This is a genomic window from Photobacterium piscicola (genome assembly GCF_046058925.1).
Lineage (GTDB): Bacteria > Pseudomonadota > Gammaproteobacteria > Enterobacterales > Vibrionaceae > Photobacterium > Photobacterium piscicola.
On sequence record NZ_CP175535.1, the window covers coordinates 521,241 to 545,177 of the forward strand.

Annotated in this window: 22 protein-coding genes; 10 read left to right on the plus strand and 12 right to left on the minus strand. The window is 38.8% G+C overall.

All coding sequences use genetic code 11. From position 1 onward, the window contains the following. Positions 1–50: 50 nt before the first annotated feature. The gene (locus ACJZU6_RS17000) at positions 51–347 is read right to left on the minus strand and encodes a hypothetical protein (protein ID WP_408901475.1); all 297 of its coding nucleotides are present in this window, start codon (positions 345–347) and stop codon (positions 51–53) included. A gap of 155 nt (positions 348–502) precedes the next feature. On the opposite strand from ACJZU6_RS17000, the gene ACJZU6_RS17005 reads away from it, so the two are divergent. Then, positions 503–946, plus strand: coding sequence for a bifunctional diaminohydroxyphosphoribosylaminopyrimidine deaminase/5-amino-6-(5-phosphoribosylamino)uracil reductase RibD (locus ACJZU6_RS17005; protein WP_107276638.1), 444 nt, complete (start codon positions 503–505; stop codon positions 944–946). 134 nt (positions 947–1,080) lie between these two features. On the opposite strand, the gene ACJZU6_RS17010 is transcribed toward ACJZU6_RS17005, so the two are convergent. The 3 genes from ACJZU6_RS17010 to tal all read right to left on the minus strand — a co-directional run bounded on the left by ACJZU6_RS17010 (position 1,081) and on the right by tal (position 5,190). Further along, the gene (locus ACJZU6_RS17010; protein WP_408901476.1) at positions 1,081–1,392 is read right to left on the minus strand and encodes a cation diffusion facilitator family transporter; all 312 of its coding nucleotides are present in this window, start codon (positions 1,390–1,392) and stop codon (positions 1,081–1,083) included. A 772-nt stretch (positions 1,393–2,164) separates the two neighbouring features. Beyond that, positions 2,165–4,159 (minus strand): transketolase, encoded by a 1,995-nt coding sequence (gene tkt, locus ACJZU6_RS17015; protein ID WP_080156372.1) that lies wholly within the window; start codon positions 4,157–4,159, stop codon positions 2,165–2,167. An 80-nt stretch (positions 4,160–4,239) separates the two neighbouring features. Beyond that, complete coding sequence (gene tal, locus ACJZU6_RS17020; protein ID WP_080156371.1) at positions 4,240–5,190, minus strand: transaldolase; 951 nt, start codon at positions 5,188–5,190, stop codon at positions 4,240–4,242. A 691-nt stretch (positions 5,191–5,881) separates the two neighbouring features. Between tal and ACJZU6_RS17025 the strand changes: the two genes are divergently transcribed. Then, positions 5,882–7,204 (plus strand): IS4 family transposase, encoded by a 1,323-nt coding sequence (locus ACJZU6_RS17025; RefSeq protein ID WP_408900531.1) that lies wholly within the window; start codon positions 5,882–5,884, stop codon positions 7,202–7,204. Positions 7,205–7,258: 54 nt separating this feature from the next. On the opposite strand, the gene ACJZU6_RS17030 is transcribed toward ACJZU6_RS17025, so the two are convergent. Continuing rightward, the gene (locus ACJZU6_RS17030; protein ID WP_408901477.1) at positions 7,259–7,471 is read right to left on the minus strand and encodes a cold-shock protein; all 213 of its coding nucleotides are present in this window, start codon (positions 7,469–7,471) and stop codon (positions 7,259–7,261) included. A gap of 473 nt (positions 7,472–7,944) precedes the next feature. Here ACJZU6_RS17030 and ACJZU6_RS17035 point away from each other — a divergent pair, with 473 nt between their 5' ends. Continuing rightward, entirely contained in the window at positions 7,945–8,928 is a 984-nt protein-coding gene (locus tag ACJZU6_RS17035; RefSeq protein WP_408901478.1) for an HAD family hydrolase, read from the plus strand. 179 nt (positions 8,929–9,107) lie between these two features. Here the strand turns inward: ACJZU6_RS17035 and ACJZU6_RS17040 are convergent, their stop codons facing one another. Beyond that, positions 9,108–10,598 (minus strand): lactate dehydrogenase, encoded by a 1,491-nt coding sequence (locus ACJZU6_RS17040; protein ID WP_408901479.1) that lies wholly within the window; start codon positions 10,596–10,598, stop codon positions 9,108–9,110. Positions 10,599–10,797: 199 nt separating this feature from the next. Further along, positions 10,798–11,508 (minus strand): purine-nucleoside phosphorylase, encoded by a 711-nt coding sequence (deoD, locus tag ACJZU6_RS17045; RefSeq protein WP_045035434.1) that lies wholly within the window; start codon positions 11,506–11,508, stop codon positions 10,798–10,800. A gap of 438 nt (positions 11,509–11,946) precedes the next feature. Between deoD and ACJZU6_RS17050 the strand changes: the two genes are divergently transcribed. Together ACJZU6_RS17050 and ACJZU6_RS17055 are read left to right on the plus strand one after the other, a co-directional pair. Beyond that, positions 11,947–12,153 (plus strand): DUF3283 family protein, encoded by a 207-nt coding sequence (locus ACJZU6_RS17050; RefSeq protein ID WP_080156368.1) that lies wholly within the window; start codon positions 11,947–11,949, stop codon positions 12,151–12,153. A gap of 198 nt (positions 12,154–12,351) precedes the next feature. After that, a complete protein-coding gene (locus ACJZU6_RS17055) occupies positions 12,352–12,759 on the plus strand; it encodes a hypothetical protein (RefSeq protein WP_327766741.1) in 408 nt (135 codons plus the stop codon). A gap of 78 nt (positions 12,760–12,837) precedes the next feature. On the opposite strand, the gene ACJZU6_RS17060 is transcribed toward ACJZU6_RS17055, so the two are convergent. Further along, entirely contained in the window at positions 12,838–13,077 is a 240-nt protein-coding gene (locus tag ACJZU6_RS17060; protein WP_080156366.1) for a hypothetical protein, read from the minus strand. Positions 13,078–13,352: 275 nt separating this feature from the next. Here ACJZU6_RS17060 and ACJZU6_RS17065 point away from each other — a divergent pair, with 275 nt between their 5' ends. Continuing rightward, positions 13,353–13,628 carry a hypothetical protein gene (locus ACJZU6_RS17065; protein WP_080156365.1) on the plus strand — a complete coding sequence of 92 codons (276 nt, stop codon included), beginning with the start codon at positions 13,353–13,355 and terminating at the stop codon, positions 13,626–13,628. Between the two features lie 82 nt (positions 13,629–13,710). Here ACJZU6_RS17065 and ACJZU6_RS17070 read toward each other — a convergent pair whose 3' ends face one another. After that, entirely contained in the window at positions 13,711–15,192 is a 1,482-nt protein-coding gene (locus tag ACJZU6_RS17070; RefSeq protein WP_107276057.1) for a C69 family dipeptidase, read from the minus strand. Between the two features lie 283 nt (positions 15,193–15,475). Between ACJZU6_RS17070 and ACJZU6_RS17075 the strand changes: the two genes are divergently transcribed. From ACJZU6_RS17075 to ACJZU6_RS17085, 3 genes are all read left to right on the plus strand, one after another. After that, positions 15,476–16,162: a hypothetical protein gene (locus ACJZU6_RS17075; RefSeq protein WP_080156363.1), complete on the plus strand. Its 687-nt coding sequence runs from the start codon at positions 15,476–15,478 to the stop codon at positions 16,160–16,162. 171 nt (positions 16,163–16,333) lie between these two features. After that, positions 16,334–17,212, plus strand: coding sequence for a 6-carboxytetrahydropterin synthase (locus ACJZU6_RS17080; protein WP_080156362.1), 879 nt, complete (start codon positions 16,334–16,336; stop codon positions 17,210–17,212). A gap of 220 nt (positions 17,213–17,432) precedes the next feature. After that, the gene (locus ACJZU6_RS17085; protein WP_408901480.1) at positions 17,433–19,808 is read left to right on the plus strand and encodes a Lon protease family protein; all 2,376 of its coding nucleotides are present in this window, start codon (positions 17,433–17,435) and stop codon (positions 19,806–19,808) included. Positions 19,809–19,957: 149 nt separating this feature from the next. Here the strand turns inward: ACJZU6_RS17085 and ACJZU6_RS17090 are convergent, their stop codons facing one another. Further along, positions 19,958–20,170, minus strand: coding sequence for a cold-shock protein (locus tag ACJZU6_RS17090; protein ID WP_005372751.1), 213 nt, complete (start codon positions 20,168–20,170; stop codon positions 19,958–19,960). 422 nt (positions 20,171–20,592) lie between these two features. Here ACJZU6_RS17090 and ACJZU6_RS17095 point away from each other — a divergent pair, with 422 nt between their 5' ends. Continuing rightward, complete coding sequence (locus ACJZU6_RS17095) at positions 20,593–20,964, plus strand: hypothetical protein (RefSeq protein ID WP_080156360.1); 372 nt, start codon at positions 20,593–20,595, stop codon at positions 20,962–20,964. 106 nt (positions 20,965–21,070) lie between these two features. On the opposite strand, the gene ACJZU6_RS17100 is transcribed toward ACJZU6_RS17095, so the two are convergent. Together ACJZU6_RS17100 and hcp are read right to left on the minus strand one after the other, a co-directional pair. After that, positions 21,071–22,120, minus strand: coding sequence for a 2Fe-2S iron-sulfur cluster-binding protein (locus ACJZU6_RS17100; RefSeq protein ID WP_408901481.1), 1,050 nt, complete (start codon positions 22,118–22,120; stop codon positions 21,071–21,073). Positions 22,121–22,220: 100 nt separating this feature from the next. Beyond that, positions 22,221–23,882 carry a hydroxylamine reductase gene (gene hcp / locus ACJZU6_RS17105; RefSeq protein ID WP_408901482.1) on the minus strand — a complete coding sequence of 554 codons (1,662 nt, stop codon included), beginning with the start codon at positions 23,880–23,882 and terminating at the stop codon, positions 22,221–22,223. Positions 23,883–23,937 lie beyond the last annotated feature (55 nt).

Here is a 23,937-nt window from a genome sequence, read left to right on the forward strand (position 1 = left end):
GAGTATTTAGAGAAAAAGACAATATTTCATTATCTTAATGATTATTTATATTAACTATGGCTTTGATAGTGACTGGTGTATTTTTTCTTAGGACGCAGTATAACTTCTCGTTGTTCTAAATGCGGATCTTTATGGGAATTGATCTGTAAGTAGTTATTAGTATTGATTGAACTTACTACGTCGGTTTGAATTTTTTCTGCAGCCGTTAGTTGATGAGTATGATCTATATACTCAATCATATGTTGAGTCGTTAACGGGGGTTGTGTGGCGGTGGTTGGCATTGATGCTAATGCTGAGAATGAATGCAGTGCTAGCGATAATGCTAACGTTATTATTAATCGTTTCATGAAAAACCTCATGTTATTCAGAACGGGTATTTAAACCTATGGCACCTGAATTGAGGGTGAGTCATTGATTCATTTATCATTCATGGCTTCAACATAACGGTTGGCCTGATTTCGGTATAGAATAGATACTCTGTGATTATTAAAGTGAAGTTGTTATGACAGATTTAGCGCAAGAAATCAGCTTTATGCAGCGTGCATTAGCATTATCACATCAAGCATTACCAGCTTGTCGTCCTAACCCACCTGTTGGGTGTGTGTTAGTGCGAGATGGGGAAATTGTGAGTGAAGGTTTTACGCAATCACCGGGGTGTCATCATGCAGAAGCGATGGCATTAGCAAATTATGCATCGCCACTTAACGATGTGACCGCTTATGTGACTTTGGAACCTTGTTCGTTTGTTGGTCGAACACCATCTTGTGCACATACTTTGGTTGAAAAAGGGATAAAGCGAGTCGTAGTTGCTACCCTTGATCCTGATCCACGAAATAGTGGTAAAGGTATTGATGTGTTAAAACAGGCAGGAATTGACGTAAGTGTTGGTTTGTGTGAGCAAGAGGTTTTTGACTTTATATCGCCGTATTTATTAAATAAAATATAAAATAAATTTTTATTTAAAAAACATTGGTATTAAAATAAAAAACAAAAGCCGATTTAAATGGATAATAAAACTATTACCACTATTAAATCGGCTTTTAAAATATCACGAATAAAAACGTAAACTTAAATAATTAATTATTTAGTTGAAGTTTTGTGATGTTCACGAGATGATTCTTTATGATCATGCTCTTTAGTTTTGTGATGACGGTGTTCGTCATGTTCATGACGGTCGCCATGAGTTTGTTCTGAGTGTTTATGACCTACAGGATCGCCACCATGTTGAGTGTGTGGGTGGCTTTTTTCATGGTCACGTACTTCATGGTGGTCACGGTCATGTTTGTGTTCTACTTCTTCACCGTAACGACGTTCCATCTTCACATGTTCAGCTTCAGCTGTATGTTGATGACCTTTTTGAGAACCTTGATGTTCTTGGCTATTATGACTCATATTCTTAATCCTTCAATAAACAGCGTTAATAATAAGTTTGTGTCTGTCTATGGGGTTTAATTTACGCTTATTTTAAATTTGAACAATATACTTTTTTATAATCAAATATTTTATTTTTGATAATTGCTGAATATTTAAAATGGGTATAAGAAGCAAAAATCATTATGTAGATATTTAATTAAACATAGAGTTTTATTATTATATTAGTATATAAAAATGGAAACATAGCTATTAATAATAATTGCTTTTTTGTGGAGTAAACAAAGCAGTTATTTGTTTTTAAAAGGTATTAACATTAAGTAATAGCTATTTATTATGATTAGTGAGATTTATAGTCAAATATTCTATCCACCCGATGAACAGGGTGAAGTAAATGTTAAATAGTCACCTATAAAATGAATGTAAAAAGTAGCACCGAGTGCTACTACTAAAGGCTCGTAATCATAGTGATAAAGAACTCAATTCTAAAAATATCATGCTTAAGAAATGAATGTCGGGTTAATTTTTGATAGTTTTTATCATACAGTAAGTAGCCTTTTGTCTTTCAACAAGGTGAAATTTATTGTGGATATTAGTTGAAATTATTTTTTGGGGAGTGGATTCCGTTTAAATAACGAGAAAATAATGACTGTTTGCGGATGATTATGAAGCAATACTTATGAAGTAACACTTAGGTCATAAAAAACAGATAAAAAAATGGCCTAACATTTGTTAGACCATTTTTAGATTCGTTATTTAAGAACAACAAATACGGTTCTTATTAACTATTAACTTATGCTAGTAGTTCTTTAGCATTGTTAACGATGTTTTCAACAGTAAAGCCGAACATTTTGAATAGCTCTTCAGCAGGCGCTGATTCACCAAATGTTGTCATACCGATGATGCGACCGTTAAGGCCTACATACTTGTACCAGAAGTCAGCAATACCTGCTTCAATAGCGATACGAGCAGTAACATCTGCAGGTAATACGCTTTCACGGTAAGCAGCATCTTGCTTATCAAATAAGTCAGTAGCAGGCATAGAAACTAGACGTACTTGACGACCAGCGGCTGTTAGCTCTGCGTATGCTTCTGCTGCGATACCCACTTCAGAACCTGTTGCAATTAAGATTAGCTCTGGCTTACCAGCACAATCTTTAAGGATGTAACCACCCTTAACAATGTTAGCTACTTGCTCTGCAGTACGATCTTGTTGAGTTAGGTTTTGACGAGAGAAGATTAAAGATGTTGGACCATCTTTGCGTTCAATCGCGTATTTCCAAGAAACAGCAGATTCAACTTGGTCACATGGGCGCCATGTGCTCATGTTTGGTGTTAGACGTAGAGATGATACTTGCTCAACTGGTTGGTGAGTTGGACCATCTTCGCCTAGACCAATTGAATCGTGTGTGTACACTTGAATGTTCTGAACTTTCATCAGAGCAGCCATGCGTAGTGCGTTACGTGCGTATTCCATGAACATTAGGAATGTTGCGCCGTAAGGAACGAAACCACCGTGTAGTGCCATACCGTTGATGATTGCAGTCATACCAAATTCACGAACACCGTAGTGAATGTAGTTGCCTGAAGCATCTGTTGGTGTGATTGACTTAGAACCAGACCACATGGTTAGGTTTGAAGGTGCTAGGTCAGCAGAACCGCCCATGAATTCAGGTAATAGTTTACCAAATGCTTCAAGTGCGTTTTGAGAGGCTTTACGTGATGCAATGTTAGCTGGGTTTGCTTGCAGATCAGCAATAACTTTGCTTGTTTCAGCTTCCCAGTTAGCAGGTAGACCACCGTTCATACGACGAGTAAACTCAGACGCTAGCTCAGGGAATGCCGCTGTGTATGCTGCAAACTTCTCGTTCCAAGATGCTTGCTTTGCTTTACCTGCTTCTTTTGCATCCCACTCAGCATAGATGTCTGCTGGAATTTCAAAAGGACCGTGGTTCCAACCAAGGAATTCACGTGCTGCTTTGATTTCTTCAGCGCCTAGTGGAGCACCGTGACAGTCGTGAGAACCTGCCTTGTTTGGTGAACCAAAACCGATGATTGTTTTACAACAGATCAAAGTAGGTTTAGCTGTTTCAGCTTTTGCTTCTTCAATAGCGGCATTGATTGCTGCTGCATCGTGGCCATCAACGCTACGAATTACGTGCCAGCCGTAAGCTTCAAAGCGCATAGCTGTATCGTCAGCGAACCAACCTTCAACTTCACCATCGATAGAGATGCCGTTGTCATCCCAGAAAGCAACTAGCTTACCAAGACCTAGCGTACCTGCTAGAGAACATGCTTCGTGAGAGATACCTTCCATCATACAACCGTCGCCCATGAAAGCGTAAGTGTTGTGGTTTACGATATCATGACCTTCACGGTTGAATTGTGCAGCCATTGCTTTTTCAGCAAGCGCCATACCAACAGCGTTAGTAATACCTTGGCCTAGAGGACCTGTGGTTGTTTCAACACCTGGTGCGTAACCGTATTCTGGGTGACCTGGTGTTTTTGAATGCAGTTGACGGAAGTTTTTAAGATCGTCAATTGATAGGTCATAACCTGTTAGGTGAAGTAGAGAGTAAATAAGCATAGAGCCGTGGCCGTTTGATAATACAAAACGGTCGCGATCTGCCCATTTAGGGTCTTGTGGGTTATGGTCCATATGACCACGCCAAAGAACTTCTGCGATATCAGCCATACCCATAGGTGCGCCTGGGTGACCTGAATTTGCTTGTTGTACGCCGTCCATGCTTAGAGCACGAATAGCGTTAGCTAACATTTTATGTTCCATAGTGTTTCCACCAAAATATTAAGTAAATTTAAATTAAGAAAGCGGCTCTAGGAGCCGCTTTTTGAAATAGTGCTTAGCGATTAAAGACGATCTGCGATCATTGTCTCTAGTTTGCCTTGGTCTACTGCGAAGTTACGAATACCTTCAGCTAGTTTCTCAACTGCCATTGCTTCTTGGTTGTGATCCCATAGGAATTCAGCGTGAGTCATAGCAGCAGGACGTGCTTTTAGCTCTGTTGCTGGAAGTAGTTTCTGCTCAACAACACCAGTTGCATCTTCAAGTTCTTGAAGAAGTTGTGGGCTGATAGTTAGACGGTCACAACCTGCTAGCTCTAGAATCTCACCAATGCTACGGAAGCTTGCGCCCATAACTACTGTATTGTAACCGTGTTCTTTGTAGTAGTTGTAGATATTAGTTACAGAGATAACGCCTGGATCTTCTTGCGCTTCAAAACTACGGCCTTCTTTCGCTTTATACCAATCCATAATACGACCAACGAATGGTGAAATTAGGAATACGCCAGCTTCAGCACATGCACGTGCTTGAGCGAAAGAGAATAGAAGTGTTAGGTTACAGTTGATGCCTTCTTTTTCAAGAATCTCAGCTGCACGAATACCTTCCCAAGTAGACGCTAGTTTAATCAAAATACGATCGTTGCTGATGCCAGCATCGTTGTAAAGTTTGATTAGGTGACGTGCTTTAATTACGCTGCCTTCAGTATCGAAAGAAAGACGTGCGTCAACTTCAGTTGAGATACGACCAGGAACAACGTTTAGGATTTCTTTACCAATGTTTACTGCAAGCATGTCGCAAGTATCTTGGATTTGCTGTGCTTTATCATTGCTTTGTGCTTTTGCATAAGCAATAGATTGGTCAATTAAAGGAGCGTATTCAGCAATTTGTGCCGCTTTTAAGATCAATGATGGATTTGTTGTAGCATCTTCAGGCTGGTATTTGCTGATATCTTTGATATCACCAGTGTCAGCAACAACAGTAGTTAGTGCGCGTAGTTGTTCTAATTTTGTGCTCATATCTATCGACCTTATGTATAGGGCTTATGTCATGATGGCATTAGTTATAGCCTTAAATGGCACCATGTTCAAAAGAATTAATACTTACTCTAAGTACATTAATGATGACCATTAACCCACAGAGTGAGCATATGGAATGCACTGGAGCATTTGATGGATTGATAATTGTCTTTTTTGGCTTTTTTGTCAATTTAAAATGGGAATAAATCATATTCAGATCGCAATAAAAGCGGTTTCAAATTTTATTTAGGCTTTTTTTATGAACTATATGTGTTTTTTTACTTTTCACGAGTCGAACATTTGATCTGGTTATTGATCATTTGCGCGTGGTGGTAATGATGTATAAGTTAATTGTTTATTAAATAAGGCGGAATAAATGTTACATAATAGCAATCAAAAAAATATGACTAACTGCATTTAAAGTCTTTTTTCACCATCCTCTACCGTGAATTTTTGAAAAGGACGATAGATGGGGTAATACGTTTTAAACCTTATTCACTTAATAATGGGTTGGTATTGGCTTTACTAATGTAGGGGGGAGTTAAGTGATAATAGTGAAGGTGGGCTAAATAGCAGATATAAAAAATGCCGGACTTAGCCTAATGCTGATCAGTTAAGCCCAAAATGATCAGTTGAACGATCCTGTAGATGTGTAAAAATCCAAGTGTATTTAATGCACTTGGATTTTTTTATGTTTTTAAGACAAGCACTTGAACAGATACATGCCTTCTCAGCTGATAAATTAAACGGCTTATCAGACTTACTTTGTCCAACACTTATTGACCAATGCCTTCTAGATACAGGTGTTACAACTATTCGAAAACGAAGATTACCAATGGAGTTAATGGTTTGGAGTGTCGTTGGTATGTCACTTTATCGACATTTGTCGATGAGCAAAGTGGTGTCTCAATTAGACATCCTATTACCAGGAAAAAAGCCATTTGTTGCCCCAAGTGCTGTGATTCATGCTCGTAAGAAATTAGGGCATGAACCAGTAGAAGCTGTCTTTAATAAAACACAACAGTTGTGGCATGAGAAAACACCTCATCCGGATTGGCATGGTCTCACATTGCATGCTGTCGATGGTGTTGTCTGGCGTACGCCAGACACAAAAGAAAATGACCAAGCATTTTCAAGAACAGGCAATAAAACAACAACATCCGATTATCCTCAAGTGCGTATGGTTTGCCATATGGAACTAACTAGCCACCTTTTAAATAGCGCTGCATTTGATTCTGTTTCTGTCAGTGAGGTTGATTTAACAGCCCAACTCATTGAAAAAGCGCCAGATCATAGCCTAACGCTGTTTGATCGTGGTTTTTACGCCTTAGGCTTACTGCATAAATGGCAAAGTACGGGGCAAGAAAGGCATTGGCTTATCCCATTACGTAAAGGCGCCCAATACAAAACGTTAAGAAAGCTAGGTAAAGGCCAAGAACTCATAGAGTTAACCTTGTCGCCACAAGCTCGAAAAAAGTGGATTGATGCGCCCGTGACAATGGAAGCACGCTTAGTGACAACCACGATCAAAGGTCGCGAAGTGAAATTATTAACGTCAATGACCGATCCCAAACGTTATATAGGCGCTGATATTGCAGAGCTTTATAGCCACCGTTGGGAGATTGAGCTGGGTTACCGAGAAATGAAACAATATATGTTACAAGGAACGATAACCTTAAGAAGCAAAACGCCAGCGCTAGTGACTCAAGAATTATGGGGAATGTTATTAGCTTATAACTTGTTACGGTTCATGATGTGCCAAATGGCATACTCATTAAAAAGTGTCATGCCGTATCAAATAGGCTTTAAGCAAGCCTCGATATTCTTAACAAGCCAACTTCAACTATTACCAGCGGTTGCAGCTGGTCGGTATCCTGAAATATTGAGATATATACTTGATATGGCAGAAAGCTTTGTACTACCAGAAAGGCAGGAAAGAAGTTATCCAAGGGCAGTAAAGAAAAGGCCTAGTCGCTATGCGACTAGGCCTTCAAGGAAGCGTAAATTATCTTAACTCACATGCATTACGGACTTAGCCAGCATTTTTTCATTTATCAAAAAAGATAAATTATAGAGCTACAACGTTTGCAGCTTGAAGACCTTTTTGGCCTTGCTCTACTTCAAAAGACACTTTTTGGCCTTCAGCAAGAGTTTTGAAACCTTCAGAAGTGATAGCACGGAAGTGAACGAATACGTCAGCACCGCCGTTGTCTTGAGTAATAAAACCAAAACCTTTCTCTTCGTTAAACCATTTTACTAAACCAGTAGATGTATTAGACATGTGATGCCCCTTATATAGATGATTAATTAACCGCTAAAATGCGATGTATTAAGTGGTTAAATTATTAATGTTACTGCCAAAACAAGGGAAACACTGAAGTACAAAACGATAACGTTGCTGTAGCTGAAGGTTTAACTGTGACTTGGTGTTGCATTTAATAACGTCCTGAACAACAAAACGAGGCTGATAATAACAGCTGTACGTTTTTTGTACAGTTATTTTTATCAATAGGAGTAAAAAAGTTCTTGCTGTGTTTTTGGTGCCAGAAATACTGATGGACAATAATAGTCTTTATTTTTCTGTTTTATGTACATTGCGAGCTTGTAGTGCATGTTAGATCAATACTGCTAAATACGGCTGTTTTAATAGCAATATAAACATTGGTTATAGTGTTTATAAATGGAAAATCAGCTTCAACGAACTAGAATCAATGTAATTAACCTCAGCAATTCATTCAACAGCGTGGTGGTGCTATGAATAAAATAACTCTCTTGTCAGTCGCGATTTTATCAAGCTTTTCTTTCTCAGCTTTTGCTAAAGATTGTGATGCTACATTGCTCCCTTCTTGGAAAGATCGTGAGAGTAAATCCGCTATTGTAGACTTTGTGGAGCAAGCCACTAAAGCCAAATCCAAGACTTTCGTCGCGGTTGAGGATCGTATCGCTGTGTTTGATAACGATGGCACGCTGTGGTCGGAAAAGCCTTATTACTTTCAATTTGCCTTTGCATTAGATCGTATAAAAGAGATGGCGTCTGAGCACCCAGAGTGGAAAACGCAAGCACCATTTAAGTTTGTACTTGAAGGAGATATTGAGAGTGTTCTTGGTAGTGGTGAAGAAGGGTTATTGAAAATCATTATGGCGACCCATTCTGGTATGACGGTTGAGCAATACCAACAAGAAGTTAAACAATGGCTGAAGGCCGCAAAAGATAAACGCTTTAACAAAGCGTATACTGCTCTTACTTATCAGCCAATGAAAGAGATGCTGACTTATCTGCAGCAACATGACTTTAAGACTTACATTGTGTCGGGTGGCGGCGTTGATTTTATGAGGGCATGGGCGCCACAAGCTTACAACATCCCTTTAGAGCAGATCATTGGTAGCGCGCTTAAATATAACTATAGCTACAACGATGGTAAACCGACGGTTACTAAAGATGCATCTATTTTGACCATTGATGATAAAGCCGGAAAGGTCACTAATATTCAGCATATTATAGGTAAGAAGCCTATTTTAGCGGTGGGTAATTCAGATGGTGATCAAGCGATGATGCAATGGGCAACGAGCCAACCAAATTCAATGGCAATGATTGTTCACCATACTGATGCTGAGCGTGAGTGGAAGTACGATCGTAAATCCCATGTTGGTAAACTCGATAAAGCATTAGATGAAGCGAATTCTAGAGGTGACTGGACATTGATCGACATGAAATCAGATTGGTGTGAAGTGTACTAACGTCTAATTGCCACTCAGTTAAAACAACAAAGGCTCGAATTTTTTAGTTCGAGCTTTTTTTTGTAAGAATGGTGGCTAAATGAAGTTTTGTGTAGACGATCTGCATCCATAGTGTTCAATTAGAAAATGTATCATTACCTGATGACACTGATGTTCCTTCTAAATATACAGCAACACTGTTACCGCAATAGCTGTTCAAGTGTCATTGGTGAAGACATTAAATCCAGCGTTTGAGCTGGGGTTATTCCGGCTTTATTTTGATGGCAAAGATTATGCCAAGCACGATAAATGTCCAATAATGGTAATAAGCTGGCGGGACGCAGTTTACGTCGTGGCTCATTAATCATATGGTTAAATTGATCATAAAAACGTTGTTGATAAGCCGTTGCTGCACGATGAGTGGCAATCGTTAACCAGCGTTGTTGATCTTTTTTATTACCACCAAGATGACAGATGCCTTTATTTCCGCTTTTATTACGACTAAATGCCCACCGATCTCGCCACCATCCCATTAATACGATATCAATTTTTTCAACCTGTTGTTCGTGTTGCCATTGCTGATCTTCAACTACATAAAGTGGGTCAATAGTATGGTTATTTATGCGGTCAATAAAAATAGATAAACACGCTGAACGTAATAACGTTTCTTGCGGCATAAACACGGCTAAGGTCGACGTATTGTGATTGAGCAATTCATGCAAGTATAAAAAGTGACTATATACAGTATATTGAGGACGAACTAGACAGCCTTTAGCTGGGTAATTAATGCTGACTTGGGCACTAAGTGGGTTCTCCATATTTTTACGGGCTAAAATATGGCGATAAGTGGTATCAATATGGGCCAGTAGACCTTGTGATAACGGTGCTGCACTTGATGGATAATGGTCGTTATGAGGGGCAATAAAACGGGTTCCATTGCAATAAGCATCATGATGAGTGACCGAGGTGGCTACGGATTGTGTTTGGTAATTGACGTGTTGGCTTATCACATAGCCTGAATTAACTTCAGCGGTTGCTACCCATAATACGCCATTATTACTTTGAGGCTGCAATGGGGTCAGATCTGTTGCTAGTTGGCGAGCTTGTGATTGTTTACCTAAACGGGCATCAAAAATGGTTAATTGATGACGACAACGTGCCGCAATATTATTCAGTTGATCATAAAACGTTTTTGGGTTCATCGCCAAACGTCGACAAATTTCCCGTACGGTATAACCCGTAAATAAATATGCCAATAATTTTTGTTGTAACTGGTGTTTGTTATTACTGCTCGACCAAGGATCGACAAAGGTGTGGTGACAGGCTCGACAGCGATAACGTTGACGTTCGCCACTAAAGCCAAAAGCATGATAATGCTGACGATAGGTGAGAACAGGTAAGCCATGATGAGGACAGTGCTTATTTGAACAAGCGGCTAAACCACTATTTTGTTCTAGTTTTAAGCGTTGTTTTTCAGCGACCACATCATAATTACTGATGACAGGCGGAAAAGCACCACATTCACGGCAGATAAGCACGGGGCGTTGGAGATTGCTGTTTTGTAGTACATATAAATTAGGATCAGTACGACTAAAATTAGCACAGGCGACAGTTTTACAATAATTTAGCTGAATATTATCGCAAGCAGGTGGCAACTGATCCAGCGTCGTGGATAGTGAGGATGAAGTCATAGAGCATTGCCTAGTTGCGGTTTAAGAAAACGTAATTATACCTAAGTGAAATAATGATATAGAGATATTGTTAGCATTATCAAATTATTGAATATTTTAAATATTAGCGGGTATAAAAAAGTGGAAAATATATTCAAAGATACGTTTTCCACTTTATATCGAATTTCTATTATAAATGGTCTATGACCACAGTAACAGATTATAGATTGATTGCCGTTTCTAGCGCTACGTTCATCATTTCATTGAATGAATGCTGACGTGCTTCTGCACTTAGTTTCTCACCACGTTTGATGTGATCAGACACTGTTAGAATAGTCAGTGCTTTAGCACCAAGCTCTGCTGCAACACCGTAGATGCCAGCCGCTTCCATGTCGACACCAAGGATACCTAGTTGTTCCATCTTATCAAATAGACCAACTTCTGGGCTGTAGAATAAATCAGCAGAGAATACGTTACCAACACGAACTGCAACATTTTGTGCGCGTGCTTGGTTTACTGCTGTTTCTAATAAATGATAGTCAGCAATAGCCGCGAAATCGTGGTTAGCGAAACGAATGCGGTTAACTTTAGAGTCAGTTGAAGCACCCATTGCAATGATAACATCCATTAACTTAACATCATCATGAACAGCGCCACAGCTACCAATACGGATGATGTTTTTAACACCAAAATCTTTGATTAGCTCGTGTACATAAATAGAACATGATGGAATGCCCATACCATGACCCATTACTGATACTGGCTTACCTTTATAAGTACCAGTGAAACCGTACATGCCGCGTACATCACATACACGCTTTACATCTTCTAGGTAAGTTTCTGCAATAAACTGTGCGCGTAGTGGATCACCAGGCATTAAAATTGTTTCTGCAAAATCGCCAACTTCGGCATTGATATGTGGAGTAGCCATGAAGAGCTCCTAGGTTTATGAGTTATCAGAAGCAGAGTTTGTGCTTCAATTTATGGTAGTAGTTTATGGAATAAAATATTCAGATCTTGAGATCTAAGTCACAAAATTAAGGCTATTTTATTATTTTAGCTCCGTTGATTACCAAATCTGTTGAAAGTGTTAAGGGTATCGTTTTCTTTTTTGTGTTTGATTAAGTGTAAAAATGTGCGTAATAATATTTAACCTTATAATAAATAATGGGTTTGTTTTTAATTGGTGGTTTTTATTCTTTACCGCTAAAAAATAGGCATTTTTTAAAATGTAATGGATTACATAAGTAAAAGTGTCAATAGATTGCTTTTAAAGCGCAAAATAGGCATAGCAATAATCAAGTTTGAAAAGGGTTCTTCTTGATTCGAATCTTGGGTAGAATTAACAAAAAAGTAGGCTGAGAATAATATGTATAATTTAACCCAATTGTCAGATAGCGAAAGAATGCGTATCGAGTTAGATAAGCAAGCGTCTTATGCGGTATGGAAAGTAAAAAATGGCAAAGTAGGGTATGAGGCTTTTGCTGAATTAACCAATAATATTGAAGACGATGACGAACGCGATTTTTGCCAGCAAGCCATTACGAAATATAAAACCCTGATGGGGGTGAATTAATTCATTGCATAGCTTTGTTAAACGTTAGGGTAGAAATGATTATTTATCGACGCTTTAGCATAATCGCGATTTTTGCTCATCAGATGATATCTGATTAATTTTTGCAGTGTAGTACTATTAGCGTACTAATATCAGCTTAAATGGAGATTATTGGCTTAATATTGCGTATTATGCGTACGGAAATTAATCAAATGGTGAATGATAGTGAAGACAACTGAATTTTCTGCTCTTGATGATGATAATGATACCAATAAACCGGAATTATCATTTTCTTTACATGCAGAAAAACGTTCTGGGCATAAAGCGCCACCGGCGAATACCCCTGATTTTAGCCAACCCGCATCGCGCTCAGATGCTGGTGATGACAACATAGCGACTGAAATTATGACAAAGTCTCGTTCTAAGCGTTTGACTGATTGCCCAGCTTGTGATGGTACGGTATCTCGTCGTGCACATTTCTGTCCTCATTGTGGTGAACCTGATCCTTCGCGCCATATGCAACGAACACAATGGGTTTCTCGCATTGTATGGACCGTAATCATTGCTACGGCAACTTGGTATGCTTATACATCTTTAGTGCCACTTATTGTTGATCGTCTGAAATAATGAAGTGGCAACATACTGATTATTAAGCAATAACCCTAATAGTTGAATAATCAATTATTGGGGTTTTTTTATGATTTTTTATTGTGTTTTTTGCATGCCACGAGTTTGATTCATAGTGCGTGATCCTGCGGTACCATAGCTATTAATGTCATAACGATTAGGGGAATAACCGATACGTGCACGGTAACGACGATCGAGTGGATATAAGTTAATGTTATAATTTTCAATAAGTTGTTTGATCACCACATTCATTTCTTTTTGTGGTGTATTTTGTTCTCTAAGATAATAATAAAGATTCTCTGCGCGTTGTTGATTCATTGTGCCCTCCAATGGGAAATATTTGCTGATAAGCAAGTAGAAATACACAGGAAAGTCGATTGAATAACAGCAACGGTATTGCTGTTATGTGGCACTGATTATAATCAATATTGAATCAATGATAATTGGATGAATACTTAAATTACTTTTACTCAATTGTAATAATTAAGCACTAAGTCAGTTAATTATTTTGAAATAATAATGTGACTTGAAATATTGTTGCTTAATGGTGTTTTTTAATTAACAATAAAACACCGTTCAAATGTGAGGTGCATATGTTAAAACAAGGTATTAAAATAAAAATAGTGAGTATTGGCGTTGGTATCTTGATTTTACCATGGCTACCTTTGCTTATTAGCCAATACTCATTTATAGATACAATAAAGGATGCTATTGGTGGAATAGCATTTACATTAGGTTGGGGAATGGGGGTGCCAGCTGGTATCAGCTATGGGATCGCGATTGTTATTTTACTATTACCAATGATTGCCGTTTATTATGGTATGAAACGAATATTAACCCCCCTCGTGACCAACGAAGCAGAACGATAGATAAAAAACAAGAAGATCTCTGAGTGATCTTCTTGTTATAAAGCGACGCTTAATGTTGGTTAATTAACGCTATCATTAATGATTACGCACCTTCGAAATGGTATGTCATATCGGTGGTGTAGGTCATTTGAGTAAATAATGTATTAGTTAATTGTTCGGTTAAGGCTAATGCATCAGCAACCGTTGTTTTCTCAAAATCATTGATTAACGCTTGTGCTTTTTTAGGCTGGCGCTTGTAAATTTTAAGGTAATTCTTCTCAAGTTCACGCTGTTTTGATGCTGTTTGTACTTCAAACTTATGATAAGCGGTTTGTACGATTGGAGAGAATACTTTCCAGTTCGTCATCGCAAGTGTTTGTAGTTTACGGAAAGCCCAGTTAGCAGAAGCACTATCGGCTTTATTTGTACCAATAGTTAATGCATGAGGCACTTCTGTCATGCCTTGGTAATAAGGTAAGTAAACGCCAAGTGCTGTCATGCCATACGAGATGTATGCCACATCACCAATAGCAGTCGGTAAATTTGGACGTACTTGTAATACGTGTGACTCTTGAGTACGGAATACCGAAATTGGACGGTAAGCTTCTTTAGGGTTTTGGGTTGCGTATGGGTCGTGAGATGTTCCTTGGTAATGATTACGCAAGCCTTGTTCAACATCGGCAACACTGAGTTTCTTGGTTGGTTTTAGAAATACAGGGAAAGTAGTACCTTGGTCGATCTTGGTGGTTAATCCTTGAGTGTACATATGCTGCAAAGTCCACACTCGTGGATAGTTATATGTTACATCGTTAGGTGTGTCTTGTGAGTAAGCTGCATGGAAGTTGAAAGGTTTGCCTGCTTCTGATTTGTATAAACCATGTTGCTCGGCAAAGCTGACTAATGTTGGCGATGCCATGTAATTAGGGTTATTTGGTAAATAGGTACTTAAACGGCCTTGGTTAGCGGATACAAAATACTTATCAGCTGGAATTTTTTCAGCCATCCATTGGTGACCACTGCCCGTTTCCAAATACCAAATACCCGTATTATCAACAAATGCCACACCAAAGCCTTCTGCTGCACCTTGAGTTTCAATGATTTTACCAAGTAACTCTACGCCTTCTTTTGCAGAGTGAATACGGGGTAAAATCACATTTTCAATGGCATCTTCACCAATCCCTGTTTGAGTAATATATGGGTCAGCCTTTAGTGCTTTAACGCCATTATAAATGGTCTCTGTTGCTGAAAGACCGACACCTGCTGAGTTAAAACCAACTTCGCCCATACTCTTATTATTGGTGTCAAAGTCTGACATTGAGGTGTATTGCAATGCATTTTTAGCTGCTGGGTAGCTAAAGTTGTTGGCATTACCATGGAAGTCAGCTTGTTGCATTTTTTCTGCTGGATGGAAAACAAAGTGCTTAGCGTTAGTGGCTTGGTAATCTTCATTACGAGCAATAATGTAAGAACCATCAGTTGTGGCTTGGTTACCGACAAGAATAGTTGTACAAGCACTTGCTGGAAACGCGATAACAGCGGTCAATGCTGTGGTTATCGCTGATGCTAAAAACGGTATTTTTTTCATTTTATTCATTAGTTAAATGGGTAATTTATCTGTTATACGGGGAAAGTTGCCTTTATTTTGTGATGAATATCACTTTTAAATATCTCTAATTGGTATAATTATTTTTCAGTTTTATAACCTATTCTAGTGTTAGCAATATAAATGTAAGAGTATTTATGGTTATTAGTTGTGATGTTATTACTCGGGATTGATCAATTATTCAGGTATGATAAAAATGAAAATTTACATTAAATATCATTGATATAATGTCATTACTATAACAATAAGAGGACAAAGCTAAGTCATGAACAATAAAACACTTATTATTAGTGCGTTCACCTCGCTATTATTATCAACCTCAGCTCAAGCTGCTGAACCTTTTGTATTACAACCTGTTACTGATAATAATTCGACGATCCCGTTAGTTAAATTTGATGATAGCACTCATTACTTTGTTGGTTTAACTGGCGGTAGCAGTGATATCAGCATGACTGCGGGTAGTGTTAATGGTAATAACACAACGCTGATCAATCGTTTTTCAGCACCTGATGCCGCTGGATTTATTGGTGTCGATCTTGGTTTTTATACCGCGGGTGGCTCTGGCCGTATTTATTACAGTTGGCAAAAAATGAGTACTCAATCTGATTTTGAGGGTGCTAAGGCAATTGAAACTGATGTGACATTACACCTTTTAAATGCCGATTATTTTTTCCGTGCAGGCAAGGCGATTAATCCATTTATCGGTGCGCATTTAGGGTACATGACCGCAGATCTTAAAGGCCAAAATTATGGCTCGCATAGTCAATCTGGGCAGGTGCTTGGTGTTCAAGCGGGTGTGGCTTGGCGAATTTCAAATCATATTTCAGCCGAAATGGGGATGCGTAATACCGCGACTCAAGGTGAAGATATTAAACCATGGTCATCTAATAAAGCCGCGTCACAAATAAAAAGTGTGCTAACAGGTTATGCTTCATTAAATTATCGCTTCTAAAGCATGGCTTGTTGATGTTCCAGTGTGGCTATCACGACAATATAAGGGTGTTATCACTGTACTGGGACATTTTATTAAAGGGTAAGAAAACTGAAGGTTTACTCACTCGTTGAGCCGCGTATAATGCATTCCCCTAGTAAACGACAACCATTATCAATAAAGGACTTCACCTTGAAGCTATTCGTTAGAGACCTCACTGTAATTGACGCATCTTACTTATGTCCACAACGGGGAATGGTGGGTGAAAGCTGGATCCTTGATGTGGTGATGTCGGGTGAGTTGAATGAAATGAGCATGGTGCTTGATTTCAGTCGCGTAAAAAAACAAATTAAGCAACTTGTTGATCAGTATGTTGATCACCGATTATTGATCCCTTCAGCCTCTGCCGCTATTCAGGCCGCAGCAACGAAAGCGGATTATATGACGGTTGATTTAGTCAGTGATCAGCACGCTATTCATCTGCATAGTCCTGAGCAAGCTTTTTGCTTTATTGATACAGATGCAATCACTATTGAAAGTGTGACTGAGTATGTACAGCAATTATTGTTGGGTCATTTACCTAGTAATGTGCAAGGATTAGAAATAACCTTACGTCACGAAAAGATTGACGGCGCGTTTTATCATTACAGCCACGGCTTGAAAAAACATGATGGTAATTGTCAACGCATTGCTCACGGTCACCGCTCACCTGTCGAGTTAGTGGTTAATGGTCAACGCAATGCTGAATTAGAACAGCAATGGGCGCAACGCTGGCATGATATCTATTTAGGGTCACAAGAAGATGTGATCAGTGTTAGCGAATTAACGCTAAGCAGTGCTGTTAATATTAATGATGATACCCATTACGGTTTTCGTTATACCGCGCCGCAAGGGGAATTTGAATTAGCGATTGCTAAATCAGTGACGGAAATTTTAGCCACAGACACTACCGTTGAGTTACTTGCTAGCTATATTGCAGAGCAAATTAAGCCACAATTAACGGCAACTGATCGTTTGGATGTTTTTGCTTACGAAGGTGTAGGTAAAGGTGCGATGGCAAGCATAGGCTAGAGGTCTCTTTTGACCATGTAGTTGATATAAAGCATAAAAAATAAGCTCAATGTGGTATTTGTAGTAATACAAATATTGGATTGGGCTTTTTTTTGGTTAAAATTAAAGCAAAATCAGTGTAATAGTGAGATCTTTCGCACTAAATATAGTTTCTATCACCTAATAGTCAGTTATTTGTGCGTAAACTTAGAATAAGTGTCATAAATGAGAGGGATCGATTATGCCTTTAGCGCCTCTAACCAGTGACAAGCTGTATCGAGTTGCAGCCCTAAACGGATTGAGTGATGTGTGTAAGTCAACCAAGCACCTTACACCATTAGATGAAATAGTAGGACAAGAACGCGCTCAACATGCTGTTGAATTCGCGATGTCGATAAAAGAGAAAGGCTACAATATTTATGCCATTGGTCGTAATGGTTTAGGTAAGCGTACCATGGTGATGCGTTATCTAAATCGACATGAGCCAAATGGTAATAGTCATGCACTGTATGATTGGTGTTATGTGTCTAATTTTGGAGATACACGTTGCCCGAAAGTGCTAAAATTACCCGCAGGGGAAGGGTGTAGCTTTAAAAAAGACATTGAAAATCTAATGAAGCGATTAGTAAAAGCGTTTCCTTTAGCGTTTGATAATGAACTTTATTATTCGCGTGCTGAAAAATTAAAATCAGAATTAGCTTCAAAACAAGAGACCACCTTAAAATCATTAACGAAAAGTGCAGAAGAACGCGGTATTAGCGTTTCAATCACAACCCAAGGTGATTATCAATTAGTGGCGATGAACGGTAAAGAGCCCCATAGCGAAGATAGCTTTGCGGCATTATCGGCTGATGACCAGCAAACGTTTGAAAATACCATTAATGATTTAGAAGTTGAGCTACGTGGCATTGTGCGAAAACTGACTGAATGGGAAGAACAATATTCAGATAAACAGCAAAAGCTGGATGAAAATATTGCTCAAGAAGTTGTGGGTCATTGCATTAAAGATTTGCAGCTCAAATATAAAAAAGTTGTCGATGTAAAAGCTTATTTAGCGGATATGTATGCAGATATTTTAGATAACATTGATATTTTCTTAGAAGAAAATGAAGAACAAGTGGCACTCGCCTATGCTTCATTGGATAAAAAAATGCCGCGTCGTTATCAAGTTAACGTGTTGGTACATCAATCTGATATCTGTAAATTTCCTGTCGAAGTTGAAGAAAGCCCAAGTTATCATTCCATCTTTGGTTATGTGGAGAATGCGACTTATAAAGGCACTGTTTTTACTGACTTTTCGTTAATTCGTGCGGGTAGTCTTCATCGTGCTAATGGTGGCGTGTTGATGATGGATGCGGTGAAAGTGCTTGAGCGTCCTTATGTTTGGGATGGCCTTAAACGTGCTTTACGCGCACAAAAGCTAAACTTAAGCTCACTTGAACGAGAGGTGACACTGTCTGGAACCATTTCATTAGAACCAGAAGCCATTCCGCTGAATGTGAAAATTATTTTGTTTGGTGATTATCAAACTTATCAATTATTACAACATTATGATCCTGAGTTTAAAGAGCTATTTCGTGTAACGGCTGATTTTGAAGATGATATGCCGCGTAATGATGACTCAGAAGAGCATTATGCACGTTTTATCGCCAGTATTGTTCATGATAACGATATGCTGCATTGTGATCGTAAGGCTATTGCGCGAATCATTGAATACAGTTCACGCCAAGCGGAAGATCAAAATAAGTTATCGTTACATTCAGCGGATATTGCCAATTTATTGCGTGAAACGAATTACGTTGCGCGAGCATCTAATGCCACTATGATTCGCAGCAGTCATGTTGAACAAGCGATGCTCAATCAAGAATTGCGTGTTAGTCGTTTAAAAGATCATGTGATGCAAAGTTTCGTAACCGGAACTACTTTGTTAGATGTTCACTCACATGCGGTGGGGCAAGTAAATGCGCTATCGGTGATTGCGACCTCTGATTATCAGTTTGGCGCACCGAGTCGTATTACCGCGACAACGGCTTATGGTAGTGGTGAAGTGTTTGATATTGAACGCAGTGCTGAATTAGGCGGTAATATTCACTCAAAAGGGGTGATGATTTTATCGGCGTACTTAGCGTCCGTGTTTGGTAAAACAGCTAAGATACCATTAACCACCCATCTGACCTTTGAGCAATCCTATGGTGGTGTTGATGGTGATAGTGCATCCATGGCGGAAGTGTGTGCGATAGTCTCTGCTTTTTCTGGATTACCATTACGGCAAGATATCGCGATCACAGGTTCAATGAATCAGTTTGGTGAAGCTCAGCCAATCGGTGGTGTGAATCAGAAAATTGAAGGCTTTTTTGATGTGTGTGGCATCAAAGGGAGAACGCCAGGACAAGGGGTGATTATTCCTGAGTCAAATGTACATAATTTAATGTTACGTAAAGATATTGTTGACGCAGTTGAAAAAGGTGAATTTACTATTTGGGCGATTAATCATGTTTCACAAGCGATTGAAATATTTACAGGTAATGCTGTAGGTGTTGAAGCTGAACACGGTTTTTATCCATCAAATACTGTCTTTGGTTTAGTCCAAAGTAAACTTAATTCCCTGCGCCGATAGTTCGTGATGTGAACGATGATGTGCTGTAAATAATATATATTGAAGCCGACGAGAGAATTGTTGGCTTTTTCTTTTTATAAATGCCAAATAACAGGCATAAAAAATGCCGGCCTTAGCCAGCATTTTTTTCATTTATCAAAAAAGATAAATTATAGAGCTACAACGTTTGCAGCTTGAAGACCTTTTTGGCCTTGCTCTACTTCAAAAGACACTTTTTGGCCTTCAGCAAGAGTTTTGAAACCTTCAGAAGCGATAGCACGGAAGTGAACGAATACGTCAGCGCCGCCGTTGTCTTGAGTAATGAAACCAAAACCTTTCTCTTCGTTAAACCATTTTACTAGACCAGTTGTTTTGTTAGACATGAGATGTCCCTTATTAGTTGAGATTAATTAACCGCTAAAATGCGATGTGCTACGTGGTTAAATTATTAATGTTACTGCCAATACAAGGGAAACACAGAGATACAAAACGAAAACGTCACTGTAGCTTTTAGTTTAACTGTTACTTGGTGTTGCATTTAATAACTCTTAAACAACAGAGCGAGACGGATAATAGCAGCTGTGTTGCTGATGTACACATCTTTTTGTCTTTTTTTAAAAAAACTTAATCACAAAATATTAAAACAATGGCTGTTTGTATCAATTATTGATTGATTTTGTGTGTTAGTTTTTAGAACAAAGCCTAATATAACACTATGATTTGGAGTATTCATAATCGTTCGTGCTTATGGGATATACAAATAGTATATTAATAAAAGAACTGAACACAAACAGGGGAAGCAATAATGACTTATGAAACTAAAACAATGGAAGTACCTGTTGCTATCGCTGAAAGAGTGCAAGCACTTATTGATGGGTTTAAAGCAAAAGAAATATTTAAGGCTGAGCGTAAGGCGGTAGTGAATAACTTCCTTGCGATGGATGGTCTTAGCTGTGAAATGGCTGTTTATAGTTTACCGCAGGCTGAATTGCTTGATACGCTACGTTTTGTTTATGAGTTGTCTGGCACAAACAGCAAATTCATTACAAATATTCTGATTCAATCGCGAGAAAATCCAAAGAAAGTGTTGTCTGATGCGCAGAGAACAGCGGCTAAAAGCCTATTATTTAACTTGATTAATGATCCATCAGTCGTTTCAGCGATGAAAGAAATTTAACCTTATTTGCAAATAATAGATAATAAAAAACCTGCATTTACTCTCTATCTTTACGATTAAATAGAGAGCGAATATGCGGGTTTTTATTTAGCGGTACTCGCTATTACTAAAAACTCACGTCAGTGCTATCAAGTAAGGTTGATGAACAAGCAAGAACATAGCCTTGTTCAATATCTGCAGCTGTTAATGTCATATCACTACTGGAGTTGACGCTGTTTGGTGTCACTTTACAACGACATGAGCCACAAACGCCACTGCGACAAGCAACAAGAATTGGCAGCCCTGCATTTTCAAGTGCGGTTGCTAAGTTATCACCATGATTAACCGTTACTGTTTTGCCAAAAGCAGGAACAGTTAAGGTTAATTCGGTTGTGGCTGTTTCTGCAGTTAGCGTGGTTACTTCAGCGACTGGTGCGGCAATAGGTGTAAAGCTTTCTTGAAAAAATTGCGCCATATTAAATTCAAGTTGTTGTAAATATTGACTGACATCTTCCATAAACCCTTCAGGGCCGCATAAATAAACCGTTCGTTGATGTAAGTTAGGCGTAAGCTGTTCTAGCCATATTTTATCTAATCGACCTTGGTGAAACTCTGTGTTTGCTTTATCTTTTAAGAGTAACTGTAAATTGAAGTGATGATGATCATGATTTAATTGAATCAGTTGATCTAAAAAGAGTGTCTGTGGGGCGCTTTTGGCAACATGAATAAAGCAAATATCAATATTCGCGTTATGTTCAAGCCAATATTTTGCCATGGAATAGACAGGGGTAATGCCGCAACCTGCACTGATCAATAATACACTTTGATTTTCTGGCGGGTGATCAACACAGTTAAATTCTCCTGTTGGCTTTAATAATTGTACTTTATCGCCAATGGTCAGAGTGTTAACAAGGTAAGTTGATACTTTGCCGCCATCCACCCGTTTAATCGTGAGTTCTAAGGTTGATTGCAGCGGTGTTGAACTAATGGAATAGGCTCGAAAAAGTAATTCATCACCAATATGAATGCCTAAACTTACAAATTGTCCCGGTTTAAAATCAATGGCTTTGGCACCAACCTGAGGTTGTAATTCGATGGTTACAGTGTCTGGTGTTTGTTGCCATTTATTAATACAAACAAAGGTTTCTGGTTGGTGATTGTGCCATTTTTCTAACATTATCATGCCTATAAAAAATCGAAATGAATGAATAAAGCCCCTATTATTTATATAAACAACAGGGGCAATAATGTTATACGTCAATACTATACGTGTAAGATTACGCGCCTAAGATAGTTTTAAGATCTGCCTCAGGGGTTGAGATCGGACGCATATCGAATTTTTCAGCAATAATAGCCAGCAGGTTATCGGTTAAAAATGCAGGCGCTGTTGGACCGGTATAAATACCTTTAACGCCTAGTGCAAACAAGGTCAGTAGAATCACAATCGCTTTTTGCTCAAACCAAGATAACACTAATGTCAGTGGTAATTCGTTAATACCACAATCGAACTCTTTCGCTAATGCGAGGGCTAACTGAATTGCTGAATAAGCATCATTACATTGGCCTACATCGAGTAAACGTGGAATACCGTTAATGTCGCCAAAGTTATTTTTATTAAAGCGGTACTTACCACAAGCTAAGGTTAAGATTAGTGAATCTTGAGGAACTTGTGCTGCAAAATCAGTAAAGTAACTACGTTCTGCTTTATCACCGTCACAACCACCAACAAGGAAGAAGTGACTAATATTACCTTGTTTAACTTGATCAATAACAGCAGGAGCGGCTGCCATTAGCGCATTACGACCAAAGCCAACCGTGATCATATGTTCGATTTCAGTGTGCTGAAAGCCATCTAATGCTAATGCACAATCAATAACTTTAGTGAAATCATCACCTTCAATATGCGCCACACCAGGCCATGCCACGATACTACGTGTAAAGATACGATCTGCATATTGACCTACATTAGGGTTAATTAGGCAGTTTGATGTCATCACAATGGCGCCAGGGAAATTGGCAAATTCAATCTGTTGGTTCTGCCAAGCACTACCGTAGTTACCCACTAAGTGAGGGTATTTCTTCAGTTCAGGGTAGCTGTGGGCAGGTAACATTTCACCATTGGTATAAACGTTAATATTTTTGCCTTCAGTTTGTTGCAGGATCTTTTCAAGATCGTGCAAGTCATGACCTGAAACTAAAATACATTTACCTTGAATTGGTTTAACGTTTACTTGGCTAGGCTCTGGATGACCAAAAGTATTGGTTTCGCCTAAATCAAGCATTTCCATTACTTTGTAGTTCATCAGACCAATTTCCATTGAACACTCAAGTAATGCATTTAGATCAGTAGGATCTGTACCTAACCAGCCCATGATGTGATGATATTGTGCATAAATAGCATTATCAGTTTGATCTAATACACGCGCATGCTCCATGTAAGCCGCTGCGCCTTTTAGGCCATATAAACACAATAAACGTAAGCCAATCACATCTTCATTGATAGTTTCATAACCGCGGTTAACGGCAACTTGTGGCGCTAACGCTAAGATAGCGTCAATATTATCGGGTAATTCAAATGTAGCCACTGCGGGTAGGGTCGGTAATGGCTGTTGTGTCAGTGTCATTGCTGCTGTTACGGCTTGTGTTAAACGTGCCTTATAACTTGCAGCAAGGTTTGTTAGCGCTAGAATGCGATCACGATCAAAGTTAACATTGGTTAAGGTCGAGAAGAATGCACGTGGTGCCCAATGGTTAATTTCATCATCAACAATATCAAACTTTTGTGCAAGATCCGCCCAGTATGATACCCCTTGCAAGGTATAAACTAACACATCTTGTAGATCTGAAATTTCAGCCGTTTTACCACACATACCTGCGGCGTAAGAACAGCCTTTTTTAATGGGTGTTTCTATTGTCTGTTCGCATTGAATACAAAACATGAAAAAGCTCCAGCGTTTGATTATCTAATTATAAATATTATCTCCTCGCCATATA

Coding starts and splice junctions, on each gene's coding strand:
- ACJZU6_RS17000 (WP_408901475.1), bottom strand. CDS start 347: ATGAAACGATTAATAATAACGTTAGCATTATCGCTAGCACTGCATTCA.
- ACJZU6_RS17005 (WP_107276638.1), top strand. CDS start 503: ATGACAGATTTAGCGCAAGAAATCAGCTTTATGCAGCGTGCATTAGCA.
- ACJZU6_RS17010 (WP_408901476.1), bottom strand. CDS start 1,392: ATGAGTCATAATAGCCAAGAACATCAAGGTTCTCAAAAAGGTCATCAA.
- tkt (WP_080156372.1), bottom strand. CDS start 4,159: ATGGAACATAAAATGTTAGCTAACGCTATTCGTGCTCTAAGCATGGAC.
- tal (WP_080156371.1), bottom strand. CDS start 5,190: ATGAGCACAAAATTAGAACAACTACGCGCACTAACTACTGTTGTTGCT.
- ACJZU6_RS17025 (WP_408900531.1), top strand. CDS start 5,882: ATGTTTTTAAGACAAGCACTTGAACAGATACATGCCTTCTCAGCTGAT.
- ACJZU6_RS17030 (WP_408901477.1), bottom strand. CDS start 7,471: ATGTCTAATACATCTACTGGTTTAGTAAAATGGTTTAACGAAGAGAAA.
- ACJZU6_RS17035 (WP_408901478.1), top strand. CDS start 7,945: ATGAATAAAATAACTCTCTTGTCAGTCGCGATTTTATCAAGCTTTTCT.
- ACJZU6_RS17040 (WP_408901479.1), bottom strand. CDS start 10,598: ATGACTTCATCCTCACTATCCACGACGCTGGATCAGTTGCCACCTGCT.
- deoD (WP_045035434.1), bottom strand. CDS start 11,508: ATGGCTACTCCACATATCAATGCCGAAGTTGGCGATTTTGCAGAAACA.
- ACJZU6_RS17050 (WP_080156368.1), top strand. CDS start 11,947: ATGTATAATTTAACCCAATTGTCAGATAGCGAAAGAATGCGTATCGAG.
- ACJZU6_RS17055 (WP_327766741.1), top strand. CDS start 12,352: ATGATAGTGAAGACAACTGAATTTTCTGCTCTTGATGATGATAATGAT.
- ACJZU6_RS17060 (WP_080156366.1), bottom strand. CDS start 13,077: ATGAATCAACAACGCGCAGAGAATCTTTATTATTATCTTAGAGAACAA.
- ACJZU6_RS17065 (WP_080156365.1), top strand. CDS start 13,353: ATGTTAAAACAAGGTATTAAAATAAAAATAGTGAGTATTGGCGTTGGT.
- ACJZU6_RS17070 (WP_107276057.1), bottom strand. CDS start 15,192: ATGAAAAAAATACCGTTTTTAGCATCAGCGATAACCACAGCATTGACC.
- ACJZU6_RS17075 (WP_080156363.1), top strand. CDS start 15,476: ATGAACAATAAAACACTTATTATTAGTGCGTTCACCTCGCTATTATTA.
- ACJZU6_RS17085 (WP_408901480.1), top strand. CDS start 17,433: ATGCCTTTAGCGCCTCTAACCAGTGACAAGCTGTATCGAGTTGCAGCC.
- ACJZU6_RS17090 (WP_005372751.1), bottom strand. CDS start 20,170: ATGTCTAACAAAACAACTGGTCTAGTAAAATGGTTTAACGAAGAGAAA.
- ACJZU6_RS17095 (WP_080156360.1), top strand. CDS start 20,593: ATGACTTATGAAACTAAAACAATGGAAGTACCTGTTGCTATCGCTGAA.
- ACJZU6_RS17100 (WP_408901481.1), bottom strand. CDS start 22,120: ATGTTAGAAAAATGGCACAATCACCAACCAGAAACCTTTGTTTGTATT.
- hcp (WP_408901482.1), bottom strand. CDS start 23,882: ATGTTTTGTATTCAATGCGAACAGACAATAGAAACACCCATTAAAAAA.